At 69.9% G+C, this 20,092-nt stretch carries 20 protein-coding genes and 1 pseudogene; 9 read left to right on the forward strand and 12 right to left on the reverse strand.

Annotated elements, in window-relative coordinates; genetic code table 11:
• Nucleotides 1-46: 46 nt before the first annotated feature.
• A complete protein-coding gene (locus ACFZAX_RS11790) occupies nucleotides 47-1,072 on the forward strand; it encodes a methyltransferase domain-containing protein (RefSeq protein ID WP_390960954.1) in 1,026 nt (341 codons plus the stop codon).
• On the opposite strand, the gene ACFZAX_RS11795 is transcribed toward ACFZAX_RS11790, so the two are convergent.
• Complete coding sequence (locus ACFZAX_RS11795; protein ID WP_390960955.1) at nucleotides 1,039-1,542, reverse strand: GNAT family N-acetyltransferase; 504 nt, start codon at nucleotides 1,540-1,542, stop codon at nucleotides 1,039-1,041. The genes ACFZAX_RS11790 and ACFZAX_RS11795 overlap by 34 nt on opposite strands.
• Nucleotides 1,543-1,631: 89 nt before the next feature.
• Here ACFZAX_RS11795 and ACFZAX_RS11800 point away from each other — a divergent pair, with 89 nt between their 5' ends.
• Together ACFZAX_RS11800 and ACFZAX_RS11805 are read left to right on the forward strand one after the other, a co-directional pair.
• Nucleotides 1,632-2,381, forward strand: a complete 750-nt coding sequence (locus ACFZAX_RS11800) for a metallophosphoesterase family protein (RefSeq protein WP_390960956.1) — start codon at nucleotides 1,632-1,634, stop codon at nucleotides 2,379-2,381.
• Between the two features lie 149 nt (nucleotides 2,382-2,530).
• Nucleotides 2,531-3,061 (forward strand): hypothetical protein, encoded by a 531-nt coding sequence (locus ACFZAX_RS11805; RefSeq protein ID WP_390960957.1) that lies wholly within the window; start codon nucleotides 2,531-2,533, stop codon nucleotides 3,059-3,061.
• Here ACFZAX_RS11805 and ACFZAX_RS11810 read toward each other — a convergent pair.
• From ACFZAX_RS11810 to ACFZAX_RS11820, 3 genes are all read right to left on the reverse strand, one after another.
• A complete protein-coding gene (locus ACFZAX_RS11810) occupies nucleotides 3,018-3,515 on the reverse strand; it encodes a transposase (RefSeq protein ID WP_390960960.1) in 498 nt (165 codons plus the stop codon). The genes ACFZAX_RS11805 and ACFZAX_RS11810 overlap by 44 nt on opposite strands.
• Nucleotides 3,512-3,808, reverse strand: coding sequence for a transposase (locus tag ACFZAX_RS11815; RefSeq protein ID WP_390960961.1), 297 nt, complete (start codon nucleotides 3,806-3,808; stop codon nucleotides 3,512-3,514). The genes ACFZAX_RS11810 and ACFZAX_RS11815 overlap by 4 nt, the downstream gene beginning before the upstream one ends.
• A gap of 827 nt (nucleotides 3,809-4,635) precedes the next feature.
• Complete coding sequence (locus ACFZAX_RS11820; protein WP_390960962.1) at nucleotides 4,636-5,697, reverse strand: hypothetical protein; 1,062 nt, start codon at nucleotides 5,695-5,697, stop codon at nucleotides 4,636-4,638.
• 302 nt (nucleotides 5,698-5,999) lie between these two features.
• Here ACFZAX_RS11820 and ACFZAX_RS11825 point away from each other — a divergent pair, with 302 nt between their 5' ends.
• The 6 genes and pseudogenes from ACFZAX_RS11825 to ACFZAX_RS11850 all read left to right on the forward strand — a co-directional run bounded on the left by ACFZAX_RS11825 (nucleotide 6,000) and on the right by ACFZAX_RS11850 (nucleotide 9,696).
• Complete coding sequence (locus ACFZAX_RS11825; RefSeq protein ID WP_390960965.1) at nucleotides 6,000-6,368, forward strand: VOC family protein; 369 nt, start codon at nucleotides 6,000-6,002, stop codon at nucleotides 6,366-6,368.
• Nucleotides 6,369-6,787: 419 nt separating this feature from the next.
• Nucleotides 6,788-7,315, forward strand: coding sequence for a DUF6879 family protein (locus ACFZAX_RS11830; protein ID WP_390960966.1), 528 nt, complete (start codon nucleotides 6,788-6,790; stop codon nucleotides 7,313-7,315).
• Nucleotides 7,316-7,398: 83 nt separating this feature from the next.
• Nucleotides 7,399-8,199: pseudogene (locus ACFZAX_RS11835) on the forward strand (helix-turn-helix domain-containing protein).
• Nucleotides 8,200-8,293: 94 nt separating this feature from the next.
• Nucleotides 8,294-8,497 carry a hypothetical protein gene (locus ACFZAX_RS11840; RefSeq protein WP_390960968.1) on the forward strand — a complete coding sequence of 68 codons (204 nt, stop codon included), beginning with the start codon at nucleotides 8,294-8,296 and terminating at the stop codon, nucleotides 8,495-8,497.
• Nucleotides 8,494-8,937, forward strand: a complete 444-nt coding sequence (locus ACFZAX_RS11845; protein WP_390960969.1) for a restriction endonuclease — start codon at nucleotides 8,494-8,496, stop codon at nucleotides 8,935-8,937. Before ACFZAX_RS11840 ends, ACFZAX_RS11845 begins: the two co-directional genes overlap by 4 nt.
• A gap of 348 nt (nucleotides 8,938-9,285) precedes the next feature.
• Entirely contained in the window at nucleotides 9,286-9,696 is a 411-nt protein-coding gene (locus ACFZAX_RS11850; protein WP_390960971.1) for a hypothetical protein, read from the forward strand.
• 58 nt (nucleotides 9,697-9,754) lie between these two features.
• Here ACFZAX_RS11850 and ACFZAX_RS11855 read toward each other — a convergent pair whose 3' ends face one another.
• The 8 genes from ACFZAX_RS11855 to ACFZAX_RS11890 all read right to left on the reverse strand — a co-directional run bounded on the left by ACFZAX_RS11855 (nucleotide 9,755) and on the right by ACFZAX_RS11890 (nucleotide 20,053).
• Nucleotides 9,755-10,543 carry an NUDIX domain-containing protein gene (locus ACFZAX_RS11855; protein WP_390960973.1) on the reverse strand — a complete coding sequence of 263 codons (789 nt, stop codon included), beginning with the start codon at nucleotides 10,541-10,543 and terminating at the stop codon, nucleotides 9,755-9,757.
• Between the two features lie 68 nt (nucleotides 10,544-10,611).
• On the reverse strand, nucleotides 10,612-11,691 hold the full coding sequence (locus ACFZAX_RS11860; RefSeq protein ID WP_390960975.1) for a hypothetical protein: 1,080 nt from the start codon (nucleotides 11,689-11,691) through the stop codon (nucleotides 10,612-10,614).
• Between the two features lie 295 nt (nucleotides 11,692-11,986).
• Nucleotides 11,987-12,835, reverse strand: a complete 849-nt coding sequence (locus tag ACFZAX_RS11865; protein WP_390960977.1) for a TniQ family protein — start codon at nucleotides 12,833-12,835, stop codon at nucleotides 11,987-11,989.
• Nucleotides 12,836-12,936: 101 nt separating this feature from the next.
• The gene (locus ACFZAX_RS11870; protein ID WP_390960978.1) at nucleotides 12,937-13,503 is read right to left on the reverse strand and encodes an ATP/GTP-binding protein; all 567 of its coding nucleotides are present in this window, start codon (nucleotides 13,501-13,503) and stop codon (nucleotides 12,937-12,939) included.
• Nucleotides 13,482-13,919, reverse strand: a complete 438-nt coding sequence (locus tag ACFZAX_RS11875; RefSeq protein WP_390960980.1) for a hypothetical protein — start codon at nucleotides 13,917-13,919, stop codon at nucleotides 13,482-13,484. The genes ACFZAX_RS11870 and ACFZAX_RS11875 overlap by 22 nt, the downstream gene beginning before the upstream one ends.
• Nucleotides 13,920-14,035: 116 nt before the next feature.
• On the reverse strand, nucleotides 14,036-16,153 hold the full coding sequence (locus ACFZAX_RS11880; RefSeq protein WP_390961020.1) for a transposase: 2,118 nt from the start codon (nucleotides 16,151-16,153) through the stop codon (nucleotides 14,036-14,038).
• A gap of 16 nt (nucleotides 16,154-16,169) precedes the next feature.
• Nucleotides 16,170-16,991, reverse strand: a complete 822-nt coding sequence (locus ACFZAX_RS11885; RefSeq protein ID WP_390960981.1) for a TnsA-like heteromeric transposase endonuclease subunit — start codon at nucleotides 16,989-16,991, stop codon at nucleotides 16,170-16,172.
• Nucleotides 16,992-17,113: 122 nt separating this feature from the next.
• The gene (locus ACFZAX_RS11890; RefSeq protein ID WP_390960982.1) at nucleotides 17,114-20,053 is read right to left on the reverse strand and encodes a Helicase associated domain protein; all 2,940 of its coding nucleotides are present in this window, start codon (nucleotides 20,051-20,053) and stop codon (nucleotides 17,114-17,116) included.
• Between the last annotated feature and the right edge of the window lie 39 nt (nucleotides 20,054-20,092).

Raw genomic sequence — 20,092 nt, forward strand, 5'->3', positions numbered from 1 at the left:
ACACAAGCCAGAAACAACGGAGTGCCGAGAACAGAAGGGGAACGTCATGTCTTCACCGAGGGAAAGTTCGTCAGCGCCGGCGAACTGGGTCCGCGGACCCATCGCTGATCTCTTCTCGTCGTACGTCGCCGCCTCGGCCTTATCCGCCGCCCAGCAACTCGGCATCCTCGACCGCCTCGCCGAGGACGGCCAGGCACCCTTCGGCAACGGCGGCGACGAGAGCCTTTCCGGCACCGTGGTCCGTGCCGTGCACCGCACCCTGCACTGGGCCCGAGTCGTCGAGGTCAAGGACGAGGAGGTGGTGATCCCGGGCGCGCTCTTCGCTGAGGCGTACGCCGCCCGCGGCTACTTCTACTGGCTGGTCAAGGGCTGCGGTGAACTCTTCAGCATCGCCCCCGACGTGGCCCTCGCGGAGCGTAGAACCGGTGACTTCTACCACCGCGACATGCGGGCTGTGGCCGTCGGATCGCGATTGATCGGGGATGAGGAGGTCGAGCCGCTCTTCGATCGCATCCTGGCCGACCCGCCTGTCGGCAAGGTCGCCGACCTCGGCTGCGGCTCCGGGCAGCGACTCATCCGGATCCTCGGCAATCACCCCGACGCACGCGGAGTCGGCGTCGACATCGCCCCCGCAGCGGTGCAGCTGGCCGCCGAATCCGTCGAGTCCGCCGGCCTCTCCGACCGCATCACCCTGCTCCAAGGCAACGTCCTCGACCTCGAACCGCGCCCCGAGTTCGCCGATGTGGACACGGTCACCTGTGTGTTCATGGGGCACGACTTCTGGCCGTACGACAGCTGCGTACAGACGCTGCGCAGGCTGCGCACCGCGTTTCCGGCGGCCCGCCGCCTGCTCATCTGCGACGTCGTACGAACCAGCGAGCTGCCCAGCCCGGACACCACCATCTTCACCCTCGGCTTCGAGGCCGTACATGCGTTGATGGGCGACTACCTCCCCACCCTCGACCAGTGGCAGGAGGCATTCCGGGAGTCCGGTTGGAAGTGCCTGAACGTCCAGTCGACCACTGTTCCGCCCAACGGCTACCTGTTCGAGTTGTCTCCCGTCGCGGACTGACCCGCAGCGGCGGCGGGGGCAGGGACGCCGGTGTGCTCCAGATGAAGGCGGAACACACCGGTTTCCCGTCGCACGAAACCGGCCTTTTCATACAGGCGGTGCGCTGCCACGCGGCTCGGCCGGGACGTCAGATCGACCTGGCGGGCTCCGTGGGATTGCGCCAGTTCCAGGCCCCGCCGTACGAGCGCCTGGCCGATGCCCGCGCCGCGTGCCGACTCGTCGACTACCACGTCCTCGAAACGGGCGGTGATCCCGGTTGGCAGGGCGAGCATGACCAGGGTGAGCAGCCCGACCACCCGCTGGCCGGCACGCGCCGCGAGCACGAGATTCGCTGGGTAGGTGACGACGCACCGGACGAACTCTGCTGTCAGTTCAGGGGTCTGCTTGCCTAGTTGAGGCAGCAACCTGTGGAACGCTTCGACCACGGCATCGTCGGCATCCGCAAGGATGTCGATGGCAGGCTCCGACATGCCCCTCCTTGATTGCATCTGCTTAGACCTGACCTGATTTCCGTCACTCTAACCCGCGAAGTCGGCAACACCACTGGATACTTGCGGTCATGGTGAAGCGTGTGGCAGTTCTCTCCGACATCCACGGTGTGTTGCCGGCCGTCGAGGCGGTCCTTGCAGAACCCGATGTCAGAGGCGCAGATCTGATCGTTCTCGCGGGTGACATCGCGTGCGGGCCGCAGCCCGCTGCGGTGTTGGACCTGCTGACCGGTCTCGGCGACCGGGCGGCCTGGATCCGGGGCAACGCTGACCGGGAACTGGTCGAGTACCGGCGCGGGCTGCGGGACTCCATTCCTGATCCGATTGGCCCCTCTGCCGCACGCGGCCTGCGTGAGGACCAGGTCGACCTCCTCGAACGGCTGCCGACCTCATTCACCCTCCCGGTCGAGGGACTCGGCATGGTGCTGTTCTGCCATGCCACCCCACGCGACGACGAGGAGGTGCTTTTGGTCGATAGCCCCCTGGAGCGGTGGGCGCAGGCGTTTGCTGGCGTCGGTTCCGAAGTCACCACGGTCGTCTGCGGCCACACACACATGCCTTTCACTCGTCTCGCGGCTGGCCGCCTTGTCGTGAACCCCGGCAGTGTCGGCATGCCGTACGGCAGACCAGGTGCCCACTGGTCCCTGCTCGGCCCGGATGTCCAGCTGCGCCGCACCCTCCTGGACGTTCCCTCCGCCAGGGCCCGCATCGCCATGGACTCCTCCTTCGAGCATGCGGCGGAGTGGGCCGACTACTGCCTAAACGCTCGGTGCTCGGAGGACGAGGCGCTTAAGATCTTCGGTCGGGCACCGTCGCGCTGACCTGCAGCAATTCGCTGAGTGTTCCCAGATCGGGCTTAGCAGCTGTTGCCTTTCCGGTCTTGAGGGCTGCGTTTCCGCTGTTCAGGCATGGGGTCGGCGGTCTCGGGGAGTGGTGACGTGTCGTGTCGTCGCTCTGATGGAGGTCGGGGATGCCGTCGGTCGTGGGGCTGCTGGAAGAGGGTGAGCTGACCGCTCGCCGTCGTGTGGACACGCTGCGGGAGGAGGCAGACCGGATCCAGGCCGAGCTGGTCGTGGCCGAGCGGGAGTTGAACGAGTGGGTCATCGCCCGTTCACGCGTCAGCGAGGTGCTGTCGCCGGGCGACGTCGCCGGCCCGGGCGACGCCGAGGAGCAGCCGGATCGCGGTGAGCCGCCCGCGCTGCCTGGATCTTCGGAGGCGGCGAAGCCGAAATCGGTGGTCCCGGTATGGCGTGCGGGCCTGGCCCAGTCGGCGGACTACCAGCGCGTCGTGCAGGCTCTCGCGGACCGCAACCGGCTCGGCCAGGGCCCGCTGACCTGCCAGGAGATGGCCGCCCGCTTCGGCCTGGACCCGGTACCCGCGAAGATCGAGGCGCTGCGGGCGAAGGCGAAACGGCTGACAGCGCGCGGGTGGCTCGCCGAGCCGACGCCGGGCCGCTTCATGCTCGGGAGGGCCGTGGCCGGGCCAGGCGGCGGGTCATGAGCAGGGTCATCGACCAGTGGACCATCGCCTCCGCGCTGCCGGCAGACCGTTCGAAGTCCCGCACGAGGCGGCGGCTTCGCATCAGGTGCGCGAAGAACCGCTCCACGACCCACCGTTTGGGCAGCACGACGAAACCACGCATACCGTCACTTCGCTTGACGATGGCGAGGACCAGAGCGAGGACGGTGAGGCCGTACTCGACGAGGTTGCCCGTGTAGCCACCGTCGGCCCAGACCAGCGCCAGCCGGTGGTGCACGGCCGCGACCCGGGCGAGCAGGACCTGCGCGGCGACGCGGTCGCCGATGGCCGCGCTCGTGATCAAGACGCCCAGCAGCAGGCCGAGGGTGTCGACCACGACGTGCCGCTTGCGGCCGTTGATCAGCTTGCCTCCGTCGAAGCCCCGGCTGGCGGCACCGACGACGCCGTCCGCCTTGACCGACTGGGAGTCGATCACGCCCGCGCTCGGCTCCGGATCCCGCCCGGCCTGCTCGCGGACTTGCAGCGGAGCCGGTCATGGAACTCCTTGACCAGACCGTGGTCGCGCCAGCGGCGGAAGAACGCGTAGACCCGGTCCCACGGCGGGAAGTCGGCCGGCATGGCCCGCCACTTCGTTCCGTTGTCCACCAGGTAGCGGATCGCGTCCAACATCACGCGGTGGCAGTACGCCTCCGGCTGCCCGCCCCGCCCGCGCAGCCAGCCCGGCACCGGCAGCAGCGGCCGCACCACCGCCCACTCCGCATCGGACATATCCGTCGGGTAGCGGCGCCCACGGACCCCATGGTCGGCGGCGTTCCCGAACCGGTGTGCCAGGCAGTCACACGCGAGAGTGGCCGAAGTGGACCTCGCGCCCGCGATGCCGTAGAACTGCGGTAACAGGGCCTCCTGGACAGCTCTTTGGCGTAGACACCCTTTGAGCTACCAAGAGGCCCTGCTTTCATGCACGACTGTCGCCGCACTCACCCGATTACTCCCGTACGACTGGCATCCTCAAGAGCTGACCGGCACCGTTTCACTGAGCTCGTCAGTCAAGGTCGCGGGCGGGGTTCAGTGGGTAGTGGTCATCGCCGGAAGAGCTGAGGGTAGGGACAGGCGTCCAGGGGCTCCGCAGGCCGGTCCGCCCAGTGCCACCAGGTGTGACTCGCCGGGCACTTCCAGGCATGTCGGCACACGCGCTGCTGGTCCTCGTCTCGGAGAGACAGGACCAGGCCCAGACTTCTCAGCGGTTGCCCGCAGTCGGGGCAGGTCAGCGGCTCGGGAGTATGGTCCACGGCGCACAGGCTAGCTCACCCGATCCGGACTCCCGTTCGACCAGCACTCCTCAAGATCGGAACGGCAACAGCCACTCAAACACCGGGCGCCGCGGTGGGGCAGCCCTTCGCGGGAGGGACCGCCCCATCGTCGATCACCCGGAGGCTGGGATCCTGCCTCGTGCAGCACAACCATTCCGTCCGGGCACCGCACGTCCCCCGCCGAATCCAGTGACGTGCAGAACCCGTCGGACTCCCCAGCGCGTCCTTCGGTGATGTCGTGGCCGCCGCCAGGGCAGGCTCGGCGACGGCGGTGGGGCGTGCGCGTCAGGCGTAGTGGTGGATGGTGCCGTGCAGTGCGGGGTCGGTGCCGTCGCAGCGCAGCGTGAAGGTGGCGGCGAAGGCCTTGATGGCGCCGTCGTCGTCCCGCGTCAGCCGGGTGAAGGACAGGTCGCCGGTGACGGTGCGGACGCAGCCGTAGGCGGACACGTTGATGACGACGCCCGCGACGTCCTCACTGCTGGAGAACGCGAGGGGGTAGGTGCGGCCCGCCTCGAACCGCTCGCCCGTCGGCGGCTCCAGCGACATCTCCCAGTACTCGCGCTGGCCCGACACCATGTACTGGACGCCTTCGGCGGACGGGGTGAGCGCGAACGTACTGCTGCCACCGGTATGTGTGCTGGACGCGGCGATCGCGTGCTGCGCGAAGGTGCTCCCCGGATCCGCACTGTAGGAGTAACTCAGTGGCAGGGCATGGTACTTGAAGGAGCCCCTCAGTGCCGGCGCGGTCGCGTTCCCGCATCGCTGGGTGTAGCTGGCGTCGAGGACGGTGACCGCACCCGAGGCGTCCGTCTCCATCTGGTTGATCGTGAACTGGCCGTAGGTGTCCCCACAGCCGCGGCCGTCACCGATCACGGAGAGCCCCGGGGCGTGCCCGGTGCGTACCGCCGCTCCCTCCGCCCGGGTGTAGACCCCGGGGGTGAGCTCGTCGCCGTGCGGCGCGGCGAACTCCACGTCCCAGTAGGAGATATCGCTGGGCATGACGCGGATCCGTACGTACTCGGCGGTGCCGGAAACGGTAAAACTCGCTGTCTCGGGTGTGTAGGCCAGGCTGCTTCCCTGGCCTACTGGGTCGCCTGCCTCACTGGTCTGCGTCCACCTGGTCACGGCCACCGGCGCCGCGGCCGCGGACGAGACAGTGGCCGCCTGCACCGCGGTCTTGGTCGACGCCGTGTTCTGGGACGAGTTCGTGACTGTCGCCGTGCCCGCGCCCGCCGCACCGGACGCGGCCGACGCGCCGGTACCGCCGTAGGCGGTGGATCCGAGCACGACCGTCAAACTCGCCAGCGCGCCGATGAGAGCGCGACGCCACCCTGTGCGTGTGCGCACGGAGACCCCCCTTTGTGAATACGGCGCCCCCACCGGGCGCCCCCTGCACAGTTCTAACACCACTGCTTGCGACAGGAGTTGCCGTTGTGACACGGCTCTCCAGTCTCGACCCGGCCGGAAGGGGCGGAGGCGAGGGGCGCGGGCTGCAGGTGGGACGGCAGGGCGGGGCCGAGAGGTGGCGGGTCCAGGGCGCGCCGACCGGGGGGCGCGGCGGGGCGCTTGCGGCGGCCCGGCGGGTGCCGATGAGTTCACCTTTTATGAACGGTCTACCCAGTGACACGACCGTTCCCGACAGGAGTGCCATGTCCACCATCCAGCCCGTGATCCTGACTGCCGACCAGCACGCCCTGCTCAGCTTCTACACGAACCTGTTCGGCGCCGAGGAGATCTTCCGGGTACCGGAGGAAGGGCCGGCCTTCTACTGCGGCTTGCGCATCGGCGACACCGACCTCGGGCTGGTGGCCAAGACGGACAACGGGACCGGGGCGGCACCGCGGATCCTGCTCAGCATCAGTGTCGACGACATCGACGAGACGCTTGGCCGCGTGGAGGCTCTGGGCGGCTCGGTCCGCAGCGGTCCCACCGACATGCCGTGGGGACAGCGCGTCGCCCACATTCAGGACCCCGACGGAAACCCGGTCAACCTGACCCAGCCGACCCCGGCCCAGTGACACCGTTCCCGCCGACCGCAGGAAACGGCTTTCGGCAATGGGACCGCAGCCCCTCACTCTGACGCGCTGGCCACCCGTACGGATCACGCCGTCACGGCCATCGCCGACCAGCCCAGAAGGAGGCCCTTGACGCCGTTCCCCGCCTGCGGGACGGTCGGTGCGCAACAACCCGCGACTGGTTTTCTCGGGAGGTGATCATGGCGTTACTTTTCTTCGGTACGGACCCGAACTCGGGCGGCGGGAACTGCCCTGGGTGCGGGTGGACACCGACACCGCTGAGGGACCGGAACTCGTGCTCCAGGGCAAGTTCGCCGACGCGGACACCCGGGCCGCCTGCAGTCAGGACAGTCCGCCCGCGGAGGACGAGGGCGTCATCCGGATCCCGGGCCGGATGGTGGATCAGATCAGGAAGGCGTGTGATGCCGCAGAAGCCGCCGGCCCTCAGCTTTGAGGACCTCCTAGACTCCGCCCAACGGCACGCCCTGCACCTGGAGCTTCGTGACGTCTACGCCGTGGGGGAGGAGCGGGACGTCTACGACACCTTCCTGCGCGACGGGGGCGTCCCCGCGGACGACTCGGAGTTCTGGGGCGGGTGGCTGCCGCTGGTGCAGCGGACCGTGGCGCGCGGGGTGAAGGTCCGCCGGGCCCGGATCATCTCCGAGCCCGTCACCGCCTACATCCGCTTCGAGCACGCCCTTACCGACGCCAACCTCCGCGCCGGCGAGCAGGTCTGCTGGCTGTCCCGCCGCCGCGCCTCCACGCTCGCGCTGCCGGGCAACGACTTCTGGCTCATCGACGACCAGGTCGTGCGGTTCAACGTCTTCTCCGGTGACGGCGAGGCCCTGGAGCCCGACCACACCGCGGACCCGCAGGCCATCAAGCTGTGCACGGAAGCGTTCCGTACGGTGTGGGACTTGGCCACCCCGCACGCCGACTACCGCATCTGACCCACGCACACCCAAGGGCCACGCACCTCACGACGGCCACCTCTCCCTCGTCCAGCGCCCAGTCGGCCCGCGAGGCGCTCGCCGTGCGGCTCACGCACCTGCGCAAGGACGCCGGCCTCACCGGGCGCGAACTCTCCGCCCGATGCGGCTGGCACCCCGCGAAAACGACCCGGATTCAGAAGGGCGACGCCCCGCCCTCGGACACCGACATCCCCACCTGGTGTTCGGCGTGCGGCACCGACGACCAGGCCGACGACCTCATCGCCACCGCCCGCGCGGTCGACTCCATGTACCTGGAGTGGCGCCGCCTGCACCGCAACGGCATGCGCAAGATCCAACAGGACTGGAACACCCTGCACGAGCGGACCCGCGTCTGCCGGATCTACGTCTCCAACGTCCCGCCGGGCTTCTTCCAGACCCCCGGCTTCGCCACCGCCCTCATGGAGCAGATCACCCGCTTCCAAGGCACCCCCAACGACGTCGCCGAAGCCGTCGCCGCCCGCATCGCCCGCTCCCGCTTCCTCTACGAAGGCGGCCACCGCTAAGTCGTCCTCATGGAGGAATCCGTCCTGCGCTTCCGCACCGCCGACCCCGACGCGATGCGCGGCCAGCTGCGCCACCTCCTGGCCGTGATGCCGCTCGCCTCGGTCTCGCTGGGCATCATCCCGTTCACCGCGCAGCGCACCGTCTGGCCGCTGGAAGCGTTCTACCTCCACGACGACACCATGGCCGTAGTGGAGACGCTGACGGCGGAGATCAAGGTGACCCAGCCCCGCGAGCTCGCCGACTACACCAGAGCGTTCGCCGGCCTCACGGAAATGGCCGTCTACGGCGACGCCGCCCGCACCCTCATCCAGACCGCGATCGACGCCCTCGACGAGTGAACCTCCGCAATTCTCCGCAACCTTGTTGAGAGGAAGCCGGGTACTCCCTACCGTCGGAACGCCACCGAAGCAACCACCCAGGAGACGGGGCAGCATGCGCACACCCGCCCACAGCACCACCGCCCCGGAGCCCCAACCCGCAGCACCGGGTGCCGAGTCCGGCCCCGGGCCAGCCGTGTACGGCGTCCCCTCCCCGAACCTCCTCGCCCGCGCCCACCGCGGCTACGCCCGCTTCCTCGACCACGGCCCGGGGGGCCAGGATGACGAGGCCGCGCGCCGTACGAGCACCGCGCGGTGACCGCCAGCCTGCCGCACGACGCCCAGGCGCCGCCGCCGTCGCGTCCCAGCACGCACACGGTCCTCTACGACCCCGACGGACAGCTCGGGGCGGCGCTTCCGCTCGACCGCGAACCGTACGAGAGCCTCATCAAGGCCGTTCTCGCCTGGACCTGCCCCGACACCCTCGCGATCCGCGACTACCACCAGATCGCCCTTCAGCTCACCGGCCACGCCCGCGCCGTCGCCGCCGAACTCCGCCACCACGCCGACCAACTCCCCAAGAGCAGCGGGCCCCGGGCGCTCGCCGACCTCGTCCTGAGCGAGGCGCAAGATCAGCTGTCCCTGCTCCCCGAGGGCACCATGAACTGCGTCCAGGCCCGCGCCCGGACCGTCCGCGCCCTCTACGAACGCCTGGACCGACTGGATGCTGCACTTCGGGGCGACAACCAGCACACGTGACCCCCGTCGCAGGCGGTGCTGACCTCGAGCACGAGTGATCCAGCGGATCGGCCAGCCCGGAGGACAGTCTTGCCGGGCAACCGATCTGTCTTCCGCGGTGTTCGCTCGGAGCTTTCGCGGTCCGGCGCCTGGCCGCGGCCAGCTCGAGCTCTGCTCTCAGCCGCGGTGGGTGTCAGTGGTCTCGTGCATGCTCATCAAGGAAGAGATCGGCATCGGCCACCCCTTCCACTGGCTCGGCCTGCGCCGGGTTTCTGAGAGGTCGTGAGTAGGCGTGCTCATGTGTGTGCGTCTGCTCGTGGGCAGGGTGGTGTTGTCGTGACAGGTGTTCACGAGGGGAGGGAGTACGCGATGCGTACGAGGAATGTGTCCATGGTGGCGGTGCTGGGTGCCGGCGTGATGGCCGTGCTGGGTGCCGGCCCGGCAGCGGCGGCTGGTGGTCTGCTTCCGCATCCGGGGCCGGAGGGCCTGGTGTGGGTTCAGGAGATGGTCGGGGACGGGGGAGTGGCTTCCGGCGGGGCGTGGGATCGCCTGCCGACGGTGCTGACAGTGGCGTGCGAGGGGGACGGCACCCTGCACGTGATGATGGACTCGCAGGGCTACCAGGTCGCCGATTTCACCGTGGGCTGTCCCGCCGGTACTACAGGTATGGGTTCGGTGACCATGGACCCGGGCGTAGTACGACCCGGGTCCTTCAGCATCGGCATCGACGCCTCCGACGACACCATCCGCTGGGCCCTGACGGTCACCCAGCCCGAATAGAACCAACTCAGCGCGCCACGGAGCGTCCTGCGGCGGGCGCCCAGCGGGTGTCTCTGGTCTACGCCGCGAGCAGGCCCTTCTGCCTCAGCAGCGGCAGGACGTGGTCCCGAACCGCGGGAGCGAGGCGGAGATCCTCCTCGCGACCTGACACCCACCGCATGTGCGCGAGCTCGGCGGCCGGGCTCGGGGCACCGCTGAGGCGCGCCTCGAAGACGGTCATCAGCATGGGGACACCCTCCAGAGCCGCGACGGACTCGACCTCGGCCAGCAACCGCGGCTCCATGGGCTGCACGCCGAGTTCCTCCTCGAATTCCCGTACCAGCGTCTCCAGGGGCTCCTCGTCCGCGTCGGGCTTCCCACCGGGAAGGTAGAAGATCTCGGGGGCCGCTTTCTTGCTCACCACGAGGAGCCGCCCGTCCCGGACGACCGCTGCCGCCACGACGACGAGAGACTCACCCTGCGCGGGCGACATGGCCGCCAGATTTCCTTGGGTCATGCACGCAATTCTTCCAGACGGGAAACCTAGACAGCTCCCCGCCCCCGTGGGACCGGCCAGTCGCTGCACGGTGGGGGAGAGGTTCGCGAGCCGTAGGTCGGCGCGGTCGTGGGTGGCAAAGACCAGCCGGAGGAACGAGGAGTCGGCGAACGTGATGCCGCCGGCGTCCAGGACGACCGCGCCGCGCTCGGCGACGGCGTCGTCGTTCTGTTCCGTCAGCGGCCCGAGGGAGTCGAGGTCCAGCTCTCCCCGGGGGGCGAGTACCGGTTCGGGTGCGGAGACTTCGTCTCGGATCTCATGGCGGTCATGACGCCATTGTTCCCGGCTTGTCTGTGACGTGAAGTCAGTCATCGGCCGCACCCACGCCGTCGCCGCCGGACTTTGAAGGCAAAGAATCCACCCCCTGGTCTGCCCACCGGCTACGGGGCCGACTTCTCCCAGCCGCCATACAGCCAGGCAGAGGGAACACTCAAAACCCCAGGGCTTACACGAACGCCAGTGCGATGCGAGGCCCGTTGATGCCTGTCATCAAACTGGCGTGCGTGTAGGCCCTGGGATGCGACGCCGTCGACTCCGGGCGGCAGAAGGCCGGTTCGGCCGCGGCCGACCACACAGCGGCGGGCCCGAACAGGACCCCCCCTGTCCGGCCCCGCACTCGTTCCCGGCTGCTCACCGGCTGAGGCGGGTACGCGGCCCCCACACGAACTCGAGGTCCCCAAGAACACGATCTCCAGCTCCTCCTCCCACTGGGCGCGCAGGAGGAACGGCGCGCTCTCCATCCGCTCCACGATGACCAGGGTCTCGGGCTGTCCGATCAGCGCGTAGCGGCCGTGCGTGGCGGGCTTGCTGCCGGGCCCGTGCGTGCGCAGCATCTTCTCCAGGCGGGGGCGGTGCTCCACCACGAACGCCTCCAGGCGCTCGATGTACCCCGCGCGTTCCTCGGGGCGTACCGCGCTCAGCGCGACGTCCAGGAAGTCGCCGCCGTCCGGCCAGTGCCGTACCCCTGGCGCGGCCACGGCCCACGGGAAGCGTTCCGCCGCCGCCAGGACGTCCGTCGCGTCCAGCACCCCGGCCGGGGCGGCCGGGGCGGCCGGGGTCGCCTCCTCGACCGGAGCCGCCTGCGGGGCGGGGGAGGCGGGCTGCTGAAGGTGGGCGACCAACATGGCGTTGGACGCGGCGAGCCCCCGCCCCGTGGTGGCGGTGGTGTCGGCGATGCGCAGCAGGGAGCTGGCGACGTCGCGGACTCGGGCGTGCCAGCCGTCCTCGAACCGCGGCTCGGATCCGTGCGGGGCGCTGCTCTCGGAGATCCAGGTGTGGGCGCCGGCCACCGCTCCGGCCTCCAGCTGCGCCACGATGTCGTCGGCCTGCTCGTGTCCGATCCCGACGGCGGCCAGGGCCTGGAAGACCATGGACCGCGCGTCGATGGCCTTGCTCTGGTGGTGGTTGATGCGGGCCAGCTCCTGGCCGTACGCATCGGCGCCCGGCTGCTCGGTGCTCATGCTGCCCACTCCAGCCCGTGGCCGGCCAGCGCGGCGATGTGACGGATCGGTGATCTTCAGGGGGTTGGATTGCGTTGGTCTGGTGTCCCGTCTTTGGGGTGGGACTCAGGACGGCTGAAGCTGCTGTGTTCGGGCGTGATGGGCGTGGCTTGCTGGCGTGTTCGGTTTGGTTGTTCGGGCGCTTGGCCTGTGGTCCGGTAGTTGTGTGGGATTGATCTTGGGTTTCTCGTAAATGTGGTGGTGCGTCTATAGGCGGCTGCGTTCTCTGGAGGGTTGGGGTTCCGGACGATGCTGGTCAGTGGCGTGTGTGGGTGAGGAAGACGCGGAGGGGATCGTTCGCGTTGCTGGCCAGGCGGGACAGGCCGAGTCGGTGGGCGATGACGCTGAGGGCGTCGTCGGTGGTGCGATGTGGCCGGTTCGGCAGAGTGGCGAGTATGCGGGCGAGGGCAACGGTTTCGGGATAGGTCACCAGGTCGCGGGTCAGCAGGGCTGGGGAGGCGTTGCCCGTGGTGGTCAGGTGGGGGTTGGTCGCGCAAAGCCGGGTCAGGCGGGTGTGCCAGCGGTGGGTGATGTGTTGCTGGTGGTCGTACCAGCGGGTGGTGATGGCGTGTGCTGCGGTCCAGGCGGTGTCGGCACGTGGGTGCTGTAGGAGGCGCTGGTGGCTGTGGTGCGCGGCGGCGAGTTCGGGCACCCCTTGGGTGTGGACGGTGGAGGTGAGTCGGCGGTCGGGAGCGGCTTGCTGATGCCGTGGGCACACCAGCCGTTGCGGCGCCGCTTGCACCCATGCGGTATCGGTGGCGCCGTCGCTGCGGTGGCGGGTGCACAGGGTGCAGGCGCGGACGGGCTGCTGTGCGGACTCGAGCCGCTTCCAGCGTGCGGCCGCCCCGGTGGCGTGGGCGTCGTCGTTGGCGGCGAGGCAGGGCAGGGCGCGCGTCAGGTGGGGGAGTGGGGTGCTGGTCAGGACGGCGAAGTGCTGGGCCGCGTTGCGGCTGAGGTGGAGTTCAGCCGCGGGTGGGGCACCGTGGCCGTGAAGGGCGATGCCAGCGCCGTCGATGAGCTGGGGCAGCGTCAGCCAGTAGGCATCAGCGAGACGTTGGGTGTAGGAGGCGGTTGCTTCTCCGCGCAGCGGCCGTACACGGAGCACGCCCGGTGCGGCTGACGGGACTCGAAGCCAGGCCCCCGCGACGACGATGCGCCGTGCGGCGCCGGTCCCTGTTGCGGCGCGGGTTGTGACGTTTGACCGGCTCACGAGGTGCTGGTACTCCGGCTTCGCGGCCGCGTGTAGGGGCGGTGGTGCTGTTCGGCGAGGTGGTCGAGGCGGATCGCGTCGAGGGTGGTTTTGGTGATCCGTTCGGTGCCGTCGATGAGGGCGGTGATGGCGGCCTGGCGGATGAGGCGGGCGAGGCTGCCGATGCGGCCGGCGGTGCGCTCGTGCAAGTAGGGAGCCAGCTTGGGGAGGGTCCCGGGCCGGTGGTGGCGCAGGTCGAGCGCGCTTTCCATCGCGGTGATGAGATCGCGGAAGGGCTCTTCGTCGCCGAGGCGGGCGGGGAAGGGGTCGCAGTCGATGAGGGAGGCGCGTCCGGCGAGCTGCGCGCCGCGTACTCCGGTGAACAGGGGGGTGGTGGTGACGTCGATGCCGGCGTAGACGAAGGTGGCGCCGATGCGTTCGGTGAGGTCTTTGATCAGGTCGGCGCTCTGGGCGCCGGTGGTGGTGCGGGGGTTGAGCCGGTGGACCTCGTCGATCATGACCAGCTGCACCCGGGCGGTGGTGTAGGTGTGGCAGACGGCGTTCATGATCTGGGCCTGGGACATGCCGGCGGCGACGGGGATGCCGAGGTAGCGAACTCGGTGGCCAGGGTCTTGGCGCTGGCGGCGGGCGGGACCAGGACGTAGGCGACGGGGACCTGCCCGGCCGCTGCCGCGGGGCCGTGGCGGCGGGCGTGGGCGAGGTGGCAGGCGCGCCCGACCTGGAGCAGCGCGGTGGTTTTCCCGGCGCCGGCGGGGCCGGTGACGATGAGGGACGGGCGTGCGGTGACTGCCTGGTGGCGGCCGAGGATCATCAGCATGCGCACGTTCTTGGCGAGGGCGTCGATGGCCGGGGTGCGCACGGTGACGAACCGCGAGTGGTAGGCCAGGCGTTCTTCGAGGCTGCGGGGCGGCCCACCGGGCGGGGGAAGTGCTGCCACGGGCGTGGTGGCGAAAGCCTGGAACCCGTCCCAGGTGGTCACCGACTGAGGCTGCGCGTCAGGGACATCGCCGTCGGTGCTTGTCGCGGTACCGGGAGGCCGGTCCGCTGCCGACGCCGACCGGTCGGCCTGGGCATTTCCCGTGCCCGGTGGGGTGTTCACCATCGCTCGGCCTCCGCTTCGGCGTCCCACAGCCCGTAGCCGCCGGCCTCGCCCGGCAGCACGCCCGCGCCCTCCAACTCGCTGGTGTCGGTCTCGGCCGCCGCGTCGACGCTGATGAGGTCGTCCAGGCTGTCGCTCCAGACCGTGGCAGCGGCCGGTGCGGTATCTGTGTCGAGTGGGCGCCGCTGGCCTGGCAGATCGGGCAGAGCTGGCGCGCTGCCAGCGCGGCGGGTCTTCCTGCGAGGGGCGGTGTGCTCGGCCCCGACGGTGCTGCGGGTGCGGCGCAGGAGCTGGTCGAGGGCATCGGCGAGGTCAGCTTCGTGCGTCTCGCGGTCCCCGCGCTGTTCGACCTCGGTCTGGATGTGGCGCCAGGTCTGATCGTTGACGGGTTGGCGGACGTGGCCGCGGTGGATCCACGGGATCTCGTGGAGCTGTCCGTCGGTGAGGCGGACGAAGATCTGGCGGGCGTCGTGGGGGTTGTGGTGGACCTCCCACTTACCGACCCTGGCCACGACGGGAGAGCGCTGGCTGCGGTGGGGGTCCAGGACGGGATGGTTGTAGGTGCGGTAATCAAGTCGAATGCCGCGCTCGGTGATGGGCTGCCAGCGCACCGGTAGCAGTTCGAAGTAATCGGCACCGGTCAGCGGAACGGGAACGTAGCCGCTGATGGTGATCAGCGCGGCCCACATCTGGTTCGGTGTGAGGGCGGTTTTGGGCAGGACGGGGTGGCGCAGTCCGTCGTGGGGGCGGTTCTGCCAGCCGCAGGTGATCCATTCGTCGAGGAAGTCCTGGAGCTGCGGGATCGTCCACCGCGCCTCGGCCGCCGTCTTGGAGCCGCGCCGCTGGGGGTTGGATCCGGTGTGGCCGGCGACGTGCTGGCAGAACAGGTCGTTGATCGCACCGAACGTCCGCTCCACCACGCCCTTGGCCTGCGGCCGGCGGGGCGGGGCCGGCTGCACGCTCACCCCGAGCGTCTCGCAGGCGGCGACGAAGCCCTGCGAGAGGTAGATCTTCCCGCGGTCCACGACGATCGTCTCGGGCACGATCACCGGACGGGCGGCCGCGCCCTCCAGGCGTTCATCCAGCGATAACATCCGCTGATACGGCACCTCGGCACAGGAAAGTTGCAGCGCAACGGGCCAGGTAGGCCGGGCAGGGTGGGGGACGGCCATCTCTGCCAGGAGGAGGGCGGCGTCGACGGCTTTGGTGCTGTGCGGGCGCAGGACGGCGGCCAGGATGGAGCGGGTGGCGACGTCGACGGCGATGGTCAGCTCCGGCCGGCCCAGGCTGCCGTCCTCGAGGACGGCCATGATGTCCAGGCGGGTGGTGTCGATCTGCACCTGCTCGCCGGGCCGCAGCACTACCGGCGCCGACGAGGCGCGGGCGGGTGCGGTGGCGGTACGCGCCGGGCGTCCCGGGCGATCGGCCGGGTCGGCCAGCACACTAACCAGCCGGTAGAACGTCGACCGTGACGGCATCTCCACCGCCCCGCGCCCGTGCGTGTCTTCCAGGATCTGCCCGACCAGAACCTGCAGGCCCTTCACCGTTCCCTTCGACCGTCCCCGCTGGCGTCGCAGCGCCTCCAGCACCGCGGCCACGACCCGTTCGTCGGCATACCCCGTCGGATGACGGCCACGGGCCGGCACCGTGCGTTTGACGACCAGCCCCCACAGGCCCTGCTTGCGGTAGGTGTGCCGCATCCGCTCCACCGTCGTACGCGTCACCCGGGTGAAGCCGAGCGCCGCCAGCTCCTGCGCCTTGGCCGCGTCCCGCTGCGCCAGCGTCCACCGCTCGGGGTCGTACTCCGGGCGCATCGTCTGGCCGTCGTGGCTGCCCGGGGCGTGCGGCAGTCCGGTCTCCACCTCCCGGATATGGGGCAGCCAGGCCAGTGCCCGCTGCTGAGCCGCCAGCGGAACGGTCTCGAACAGTCCCCATTGCGGCACCGCGTCCGGCATCCGTGCGCCCACTACTTCGAAGCCCGGATCGGCGAACAACCGCCCCAGCAGCAGGCTCGTTTCGGTGCCGTCCTCCTGCAGCAGGTAGACCCGCGGCCCTTGCAGGGCGGCGACCTGCCAGGTCTGTCCCCGGTAGGCGACGTGCGCGGCGATCTCCATCACCGGTCGCTGGCTCTTACCGTGTGTGCCGCCCACTGCGCTCACCCCTTCGCTGGCCGCCGACGGCGCTCAGTCGCGTTCCGCTGCCCCCACCACTACGTTCTGCGTCAGCGCAGACCAGCGCCTCCTCGTGCAGCGGCTCATCAAGAGGCGTCGTCAGAAGCCCGCACCACAGCGCGTGATAGACGGCCGGCAGTACGTGCAGAGGATCGCCCACCGCACCTGCGCCGTCGGCCAGCGGCCGGGGCCCGGCGAATGCCTCAGCCAGCGCGGCCTGCAGCCCGGATGGGCCCTGATTGCGGGGGTGGCGGTAGCCAGCCAGCCACCGCAGATTCGCCGCCACCACCGCTGGAGGCGGCTCGAGGCGCCGGTAAGCCCAGCCCACGCGCGCGCACGCCGCCTCCAGAACTCCCTGCGCCCGCCGCGCCCTGTTTCCACCGGCGGCCGGGCTGGAGGGGCAGTCGGCGAGCAGGCCGGTGCCATCCGCGTACCGGGCGAACAACTGAGGCACCCACGAACGCACCTGCCCGTCGGCCTCCCGCCACAGCAGCCGTACTGGGCGCGCGGACAGGCCGGTCACTGCCGGGTCCCGGTCCAGGACCATCAGCTGGGTGCGCATCGCGGCCGAGCCGTGCACCACGTGCCGTCCGGTGGTCGCCGACCACCACCAGCCAGGACCCCACCGACGGCCTGGCACGACAGGAAACTCCGATACCGGCGACAGGTCCTCGAACCGCACCGCTGACACCGCTTGATCCCACGGCAACTGCGTCACCTGCCCGGCAGCGGTAGCGAACGCCGCTTCGAAGCCCCTCGCGTTGACAGCCTGCTGCTCCACACCGGACAGCCAAGTACCTGCCGACCTCGGGAGGAGGGGCACCGCGACACCATCACCCGAATGGGTGACCAAGTTGAGCGGGCCGCTGCGTCACAGGGAGCTGGAGCGTCCTCGCTGAAGAGCTACCTGCCCACGCTGGTGCCGATGTCGGACAAGAGCTGCTGCTGGCCAGGGTGCAGGAGCGGCCACGCCCGGCGCTGGGCGGTGATCCATCGTGTGGCGCGAGTGGTATCCGGGTGGGCACGGGCGCGGTGGTAGGCGTATTGCCACCGCATCGGCCAGGGTGGGTTCCACCACGGGTCCAGGCTGGTCAGGACCCGGGCTTGAGGTGATGTTCCGGTTCTTTTACGGGCGCGTTGGCGGTGTTCGGCCAGCCAGCGTCCGATCGGGAACCCTTCGTGTTCCTCGCTCGAGCGTGCGGCGAGGTGCCCGTGCTGGGCCGTGTACGAGCGGGCATGGGCGACGTCGGTATCGAAGCGCGGGGTGGTGGTCAGCCGGCGGGAGTCACGCGGGCCGACCCGCGCCCGGGCGGCGTCGCGGGTGATGCCGATAGCGGCGAGCAGGTGTTGCTGGTCGGGGTGGAGGCTTGTGTAGAGGGTGCACTGGCGCTTGACCCAGATACCCAGGGCGTCCTTCCCGACGGGAAGACCACCCACCGTGTCGGCTCCGCGGCCGGCACGTATGGCGTCGCGGGCGCGGTAGTAGTTGCGCTGCCAGTGCAGATGCCACGGCGGGTTCCACCATGGATCGATCGCGGCCAGTTGTCCGAGGTGCGGCGAGGCGGGCTCGCCCTGCCGGGCGCGTTGCTTGGCGCGGTTGCGCTGGCTGAACAGCCACATTCCGAGCGCGAAGCCGCTCTGCTGTGTATTCCGTGGAACGGCCAGGTGCCCATGGACGTCGGCCCAGGCCCGCGCGTGCTCCAGCGCCCTTTGGAATCCGGCACGGTGGTCGGGGCGCTGTCCGAGCCGGGCAATACCCAGCGGCCTCTGCTGCGCGACCGCAGAAAGGCATCCCACCGCTGGTGCACCTTCCTCATCACCTTGTGGGCCACCCTGGGCCCGTACGGGGGCAACAGAGGCACTGGCCGTGGCGTCCGGTGCCTGGGCGATGGCCGTCTCAGGCGTCAGACCGAGCTGGTGCAGGAGATCGTGCTGGCCCGGCAGGAGGAGGTGGTAGCGGCGCTGCTGGATGCGCAGCCACTCCTGCGCCGGCTTGTCCATGAGCGCAAAGTCGGCCACCAACTCACCGCCCCCTACCTGCTGGAGCTGCTGGCACGCGTGCTCGTAGGAACGCTGCCAGGACAAGTGCCAGGGCGGCCGCCACCACGGATCGATCCGCGCCAGAGCCTCGGCACGGCCGGGCGACAGCACTCCACGCCCCATCTGGCCGCGCCTGTCGGAAAGCCACCTGCCCAGTGGGTAGTCCTCATGCACGGTGCTGCCACGGACTCCCGCCAGGCTTCCGTGCTCCAGAGCCCATGCCCGGGCATGGGCGAGCGCCTCCTGCTCCCCGGCGCGCTGACTGCGACGCCGGGGCCGGGCATCCCGAGCCGCCGCGGCATCGATGCCCAACTGGGCAAGGAGCCGTTGCTGCTCAGGATACAGATCCGGATACCTGGTGCACTGCAGGTACAGCCACTCGCCCAGGCTCAGACCGGTACCGGGAAATCCTCTCTGCGCAACCATCGGGCCCTGTTCCGCGACGTGGCACCTGGCCTCGTGGTAGGTGCGCTGCCACAGGGTCGGCCATGGCGTGTTCCAGTACGGGTCCAGTGCCCGCAGCGCGGTGCTGCGCCAGGCAGGCATCCCCAAATGAAGCATGCGCTGGTTGGTCATCCACGCCCCCAGAGGAAAGCCGTCCTGGAGCGTGTCTGCCCGTGTGGCCAGATGCCCCCGCTCAGCCGCGTAGGCCCGGGCACGAGTCAGGCCCGCTTGGAAGGCATCGTCGGCCTGACGGCTGTGCCCGCGCCGCCGCTTGGGGAGCGGAGCCCTTGCGGCTTCACCGCCGCCCGTCTCCTGCAGGCGCTCGGCGAGCTCGTCAGCCAAGGGACGAGGCCGGTGCGCTGGATGGACCTTCCACAGCAACCGCTGCCCGTTGCCATCGGGCGCTTCCTCCGCCTTGCTGCACTGGTGCGCCCAGGCGAACAGCGGTCCGTCCATGCAGGATGTCAGGCGATCAACGAGCCAAGGCCGCCGCAGACAGCGCGCCAGCTCACTGACGAGCACGGGGAGGTCACCCAGACAGAAAAGGAGGTGGCCGCGCAGGCCGCGTACCTGGGTTGTGATGCGGCGCCTCATCGTCTGGTCTACCAACATCTTGGCAACGGCCACCGTCTCCGGATAGGTAGCCAAACCGCGTGCCAGGACCCGCCATCGCCCGGGCTCCTCGCCCTCGGGAACCGTCGCGCACAGCCTTGTTGGCCACAGAGTTTCCTCCGGCCACTTCTGGGCCCACCACCAGGCTGTGACCGCCCCAGCGACCTCGAACGCCGGCCCAGCGACGGGAGAGCGGCGCAGCAGCTTCCGGTGATCCTCCTGTGCCTGGGCCACCTCCGGGCATCCGGCCAGCCCGACGACACGGCCCCCGCTGCCAGGCACGCTCATCAGCCAGTACCGGTGGCGTGGGCAGACTCGTTGGTGCGCCGCCAGGTACACCCGGGCTGGCGCCATACGACCGGTCTGCGCAGCCACACAGCCCGGGCACGCCGGACCCCAGGCAGCAACCGTCTCCACCCCGTTGTGGAGCCGCGCCGTCGGCCTCTCTTTCGAGGGGCCCAGCTGCTCCTCTCGCATCCACGCTGGCAACGCGCGGCCTAGATCCACCTGCGGCACCCGACACAGCGCTGCGACCCGGTCCCGGGCCGCAGCGTTCAAGAACACCTCACTGTCGCCCTGCAGAGCCCCGGCCACGTCTTGGCGGCCGGCCACTTCGGTAACCGACGACAGCAGACTCCGCACTGACAGGCCGTACCTGTCCGCGATCCGCTCCAGGAACGACAGCGTCATCTCACCTTGCAGAGGAGCCACCCGAAAGGCGCCCGCGGCCAGCAACAGCTTCCCCACCCCCCGTCGCTTGTGACAGCTTGTGACGACTATCGTGCT

This window comes from Streptomyces sp. NPDC008125 (assembly GCF_042957125.1).
GTDB lineage: Bacteria > Actinomycetota > Actinomycetes > Streptomycetales > Streptomycetaceae > Streptomyces.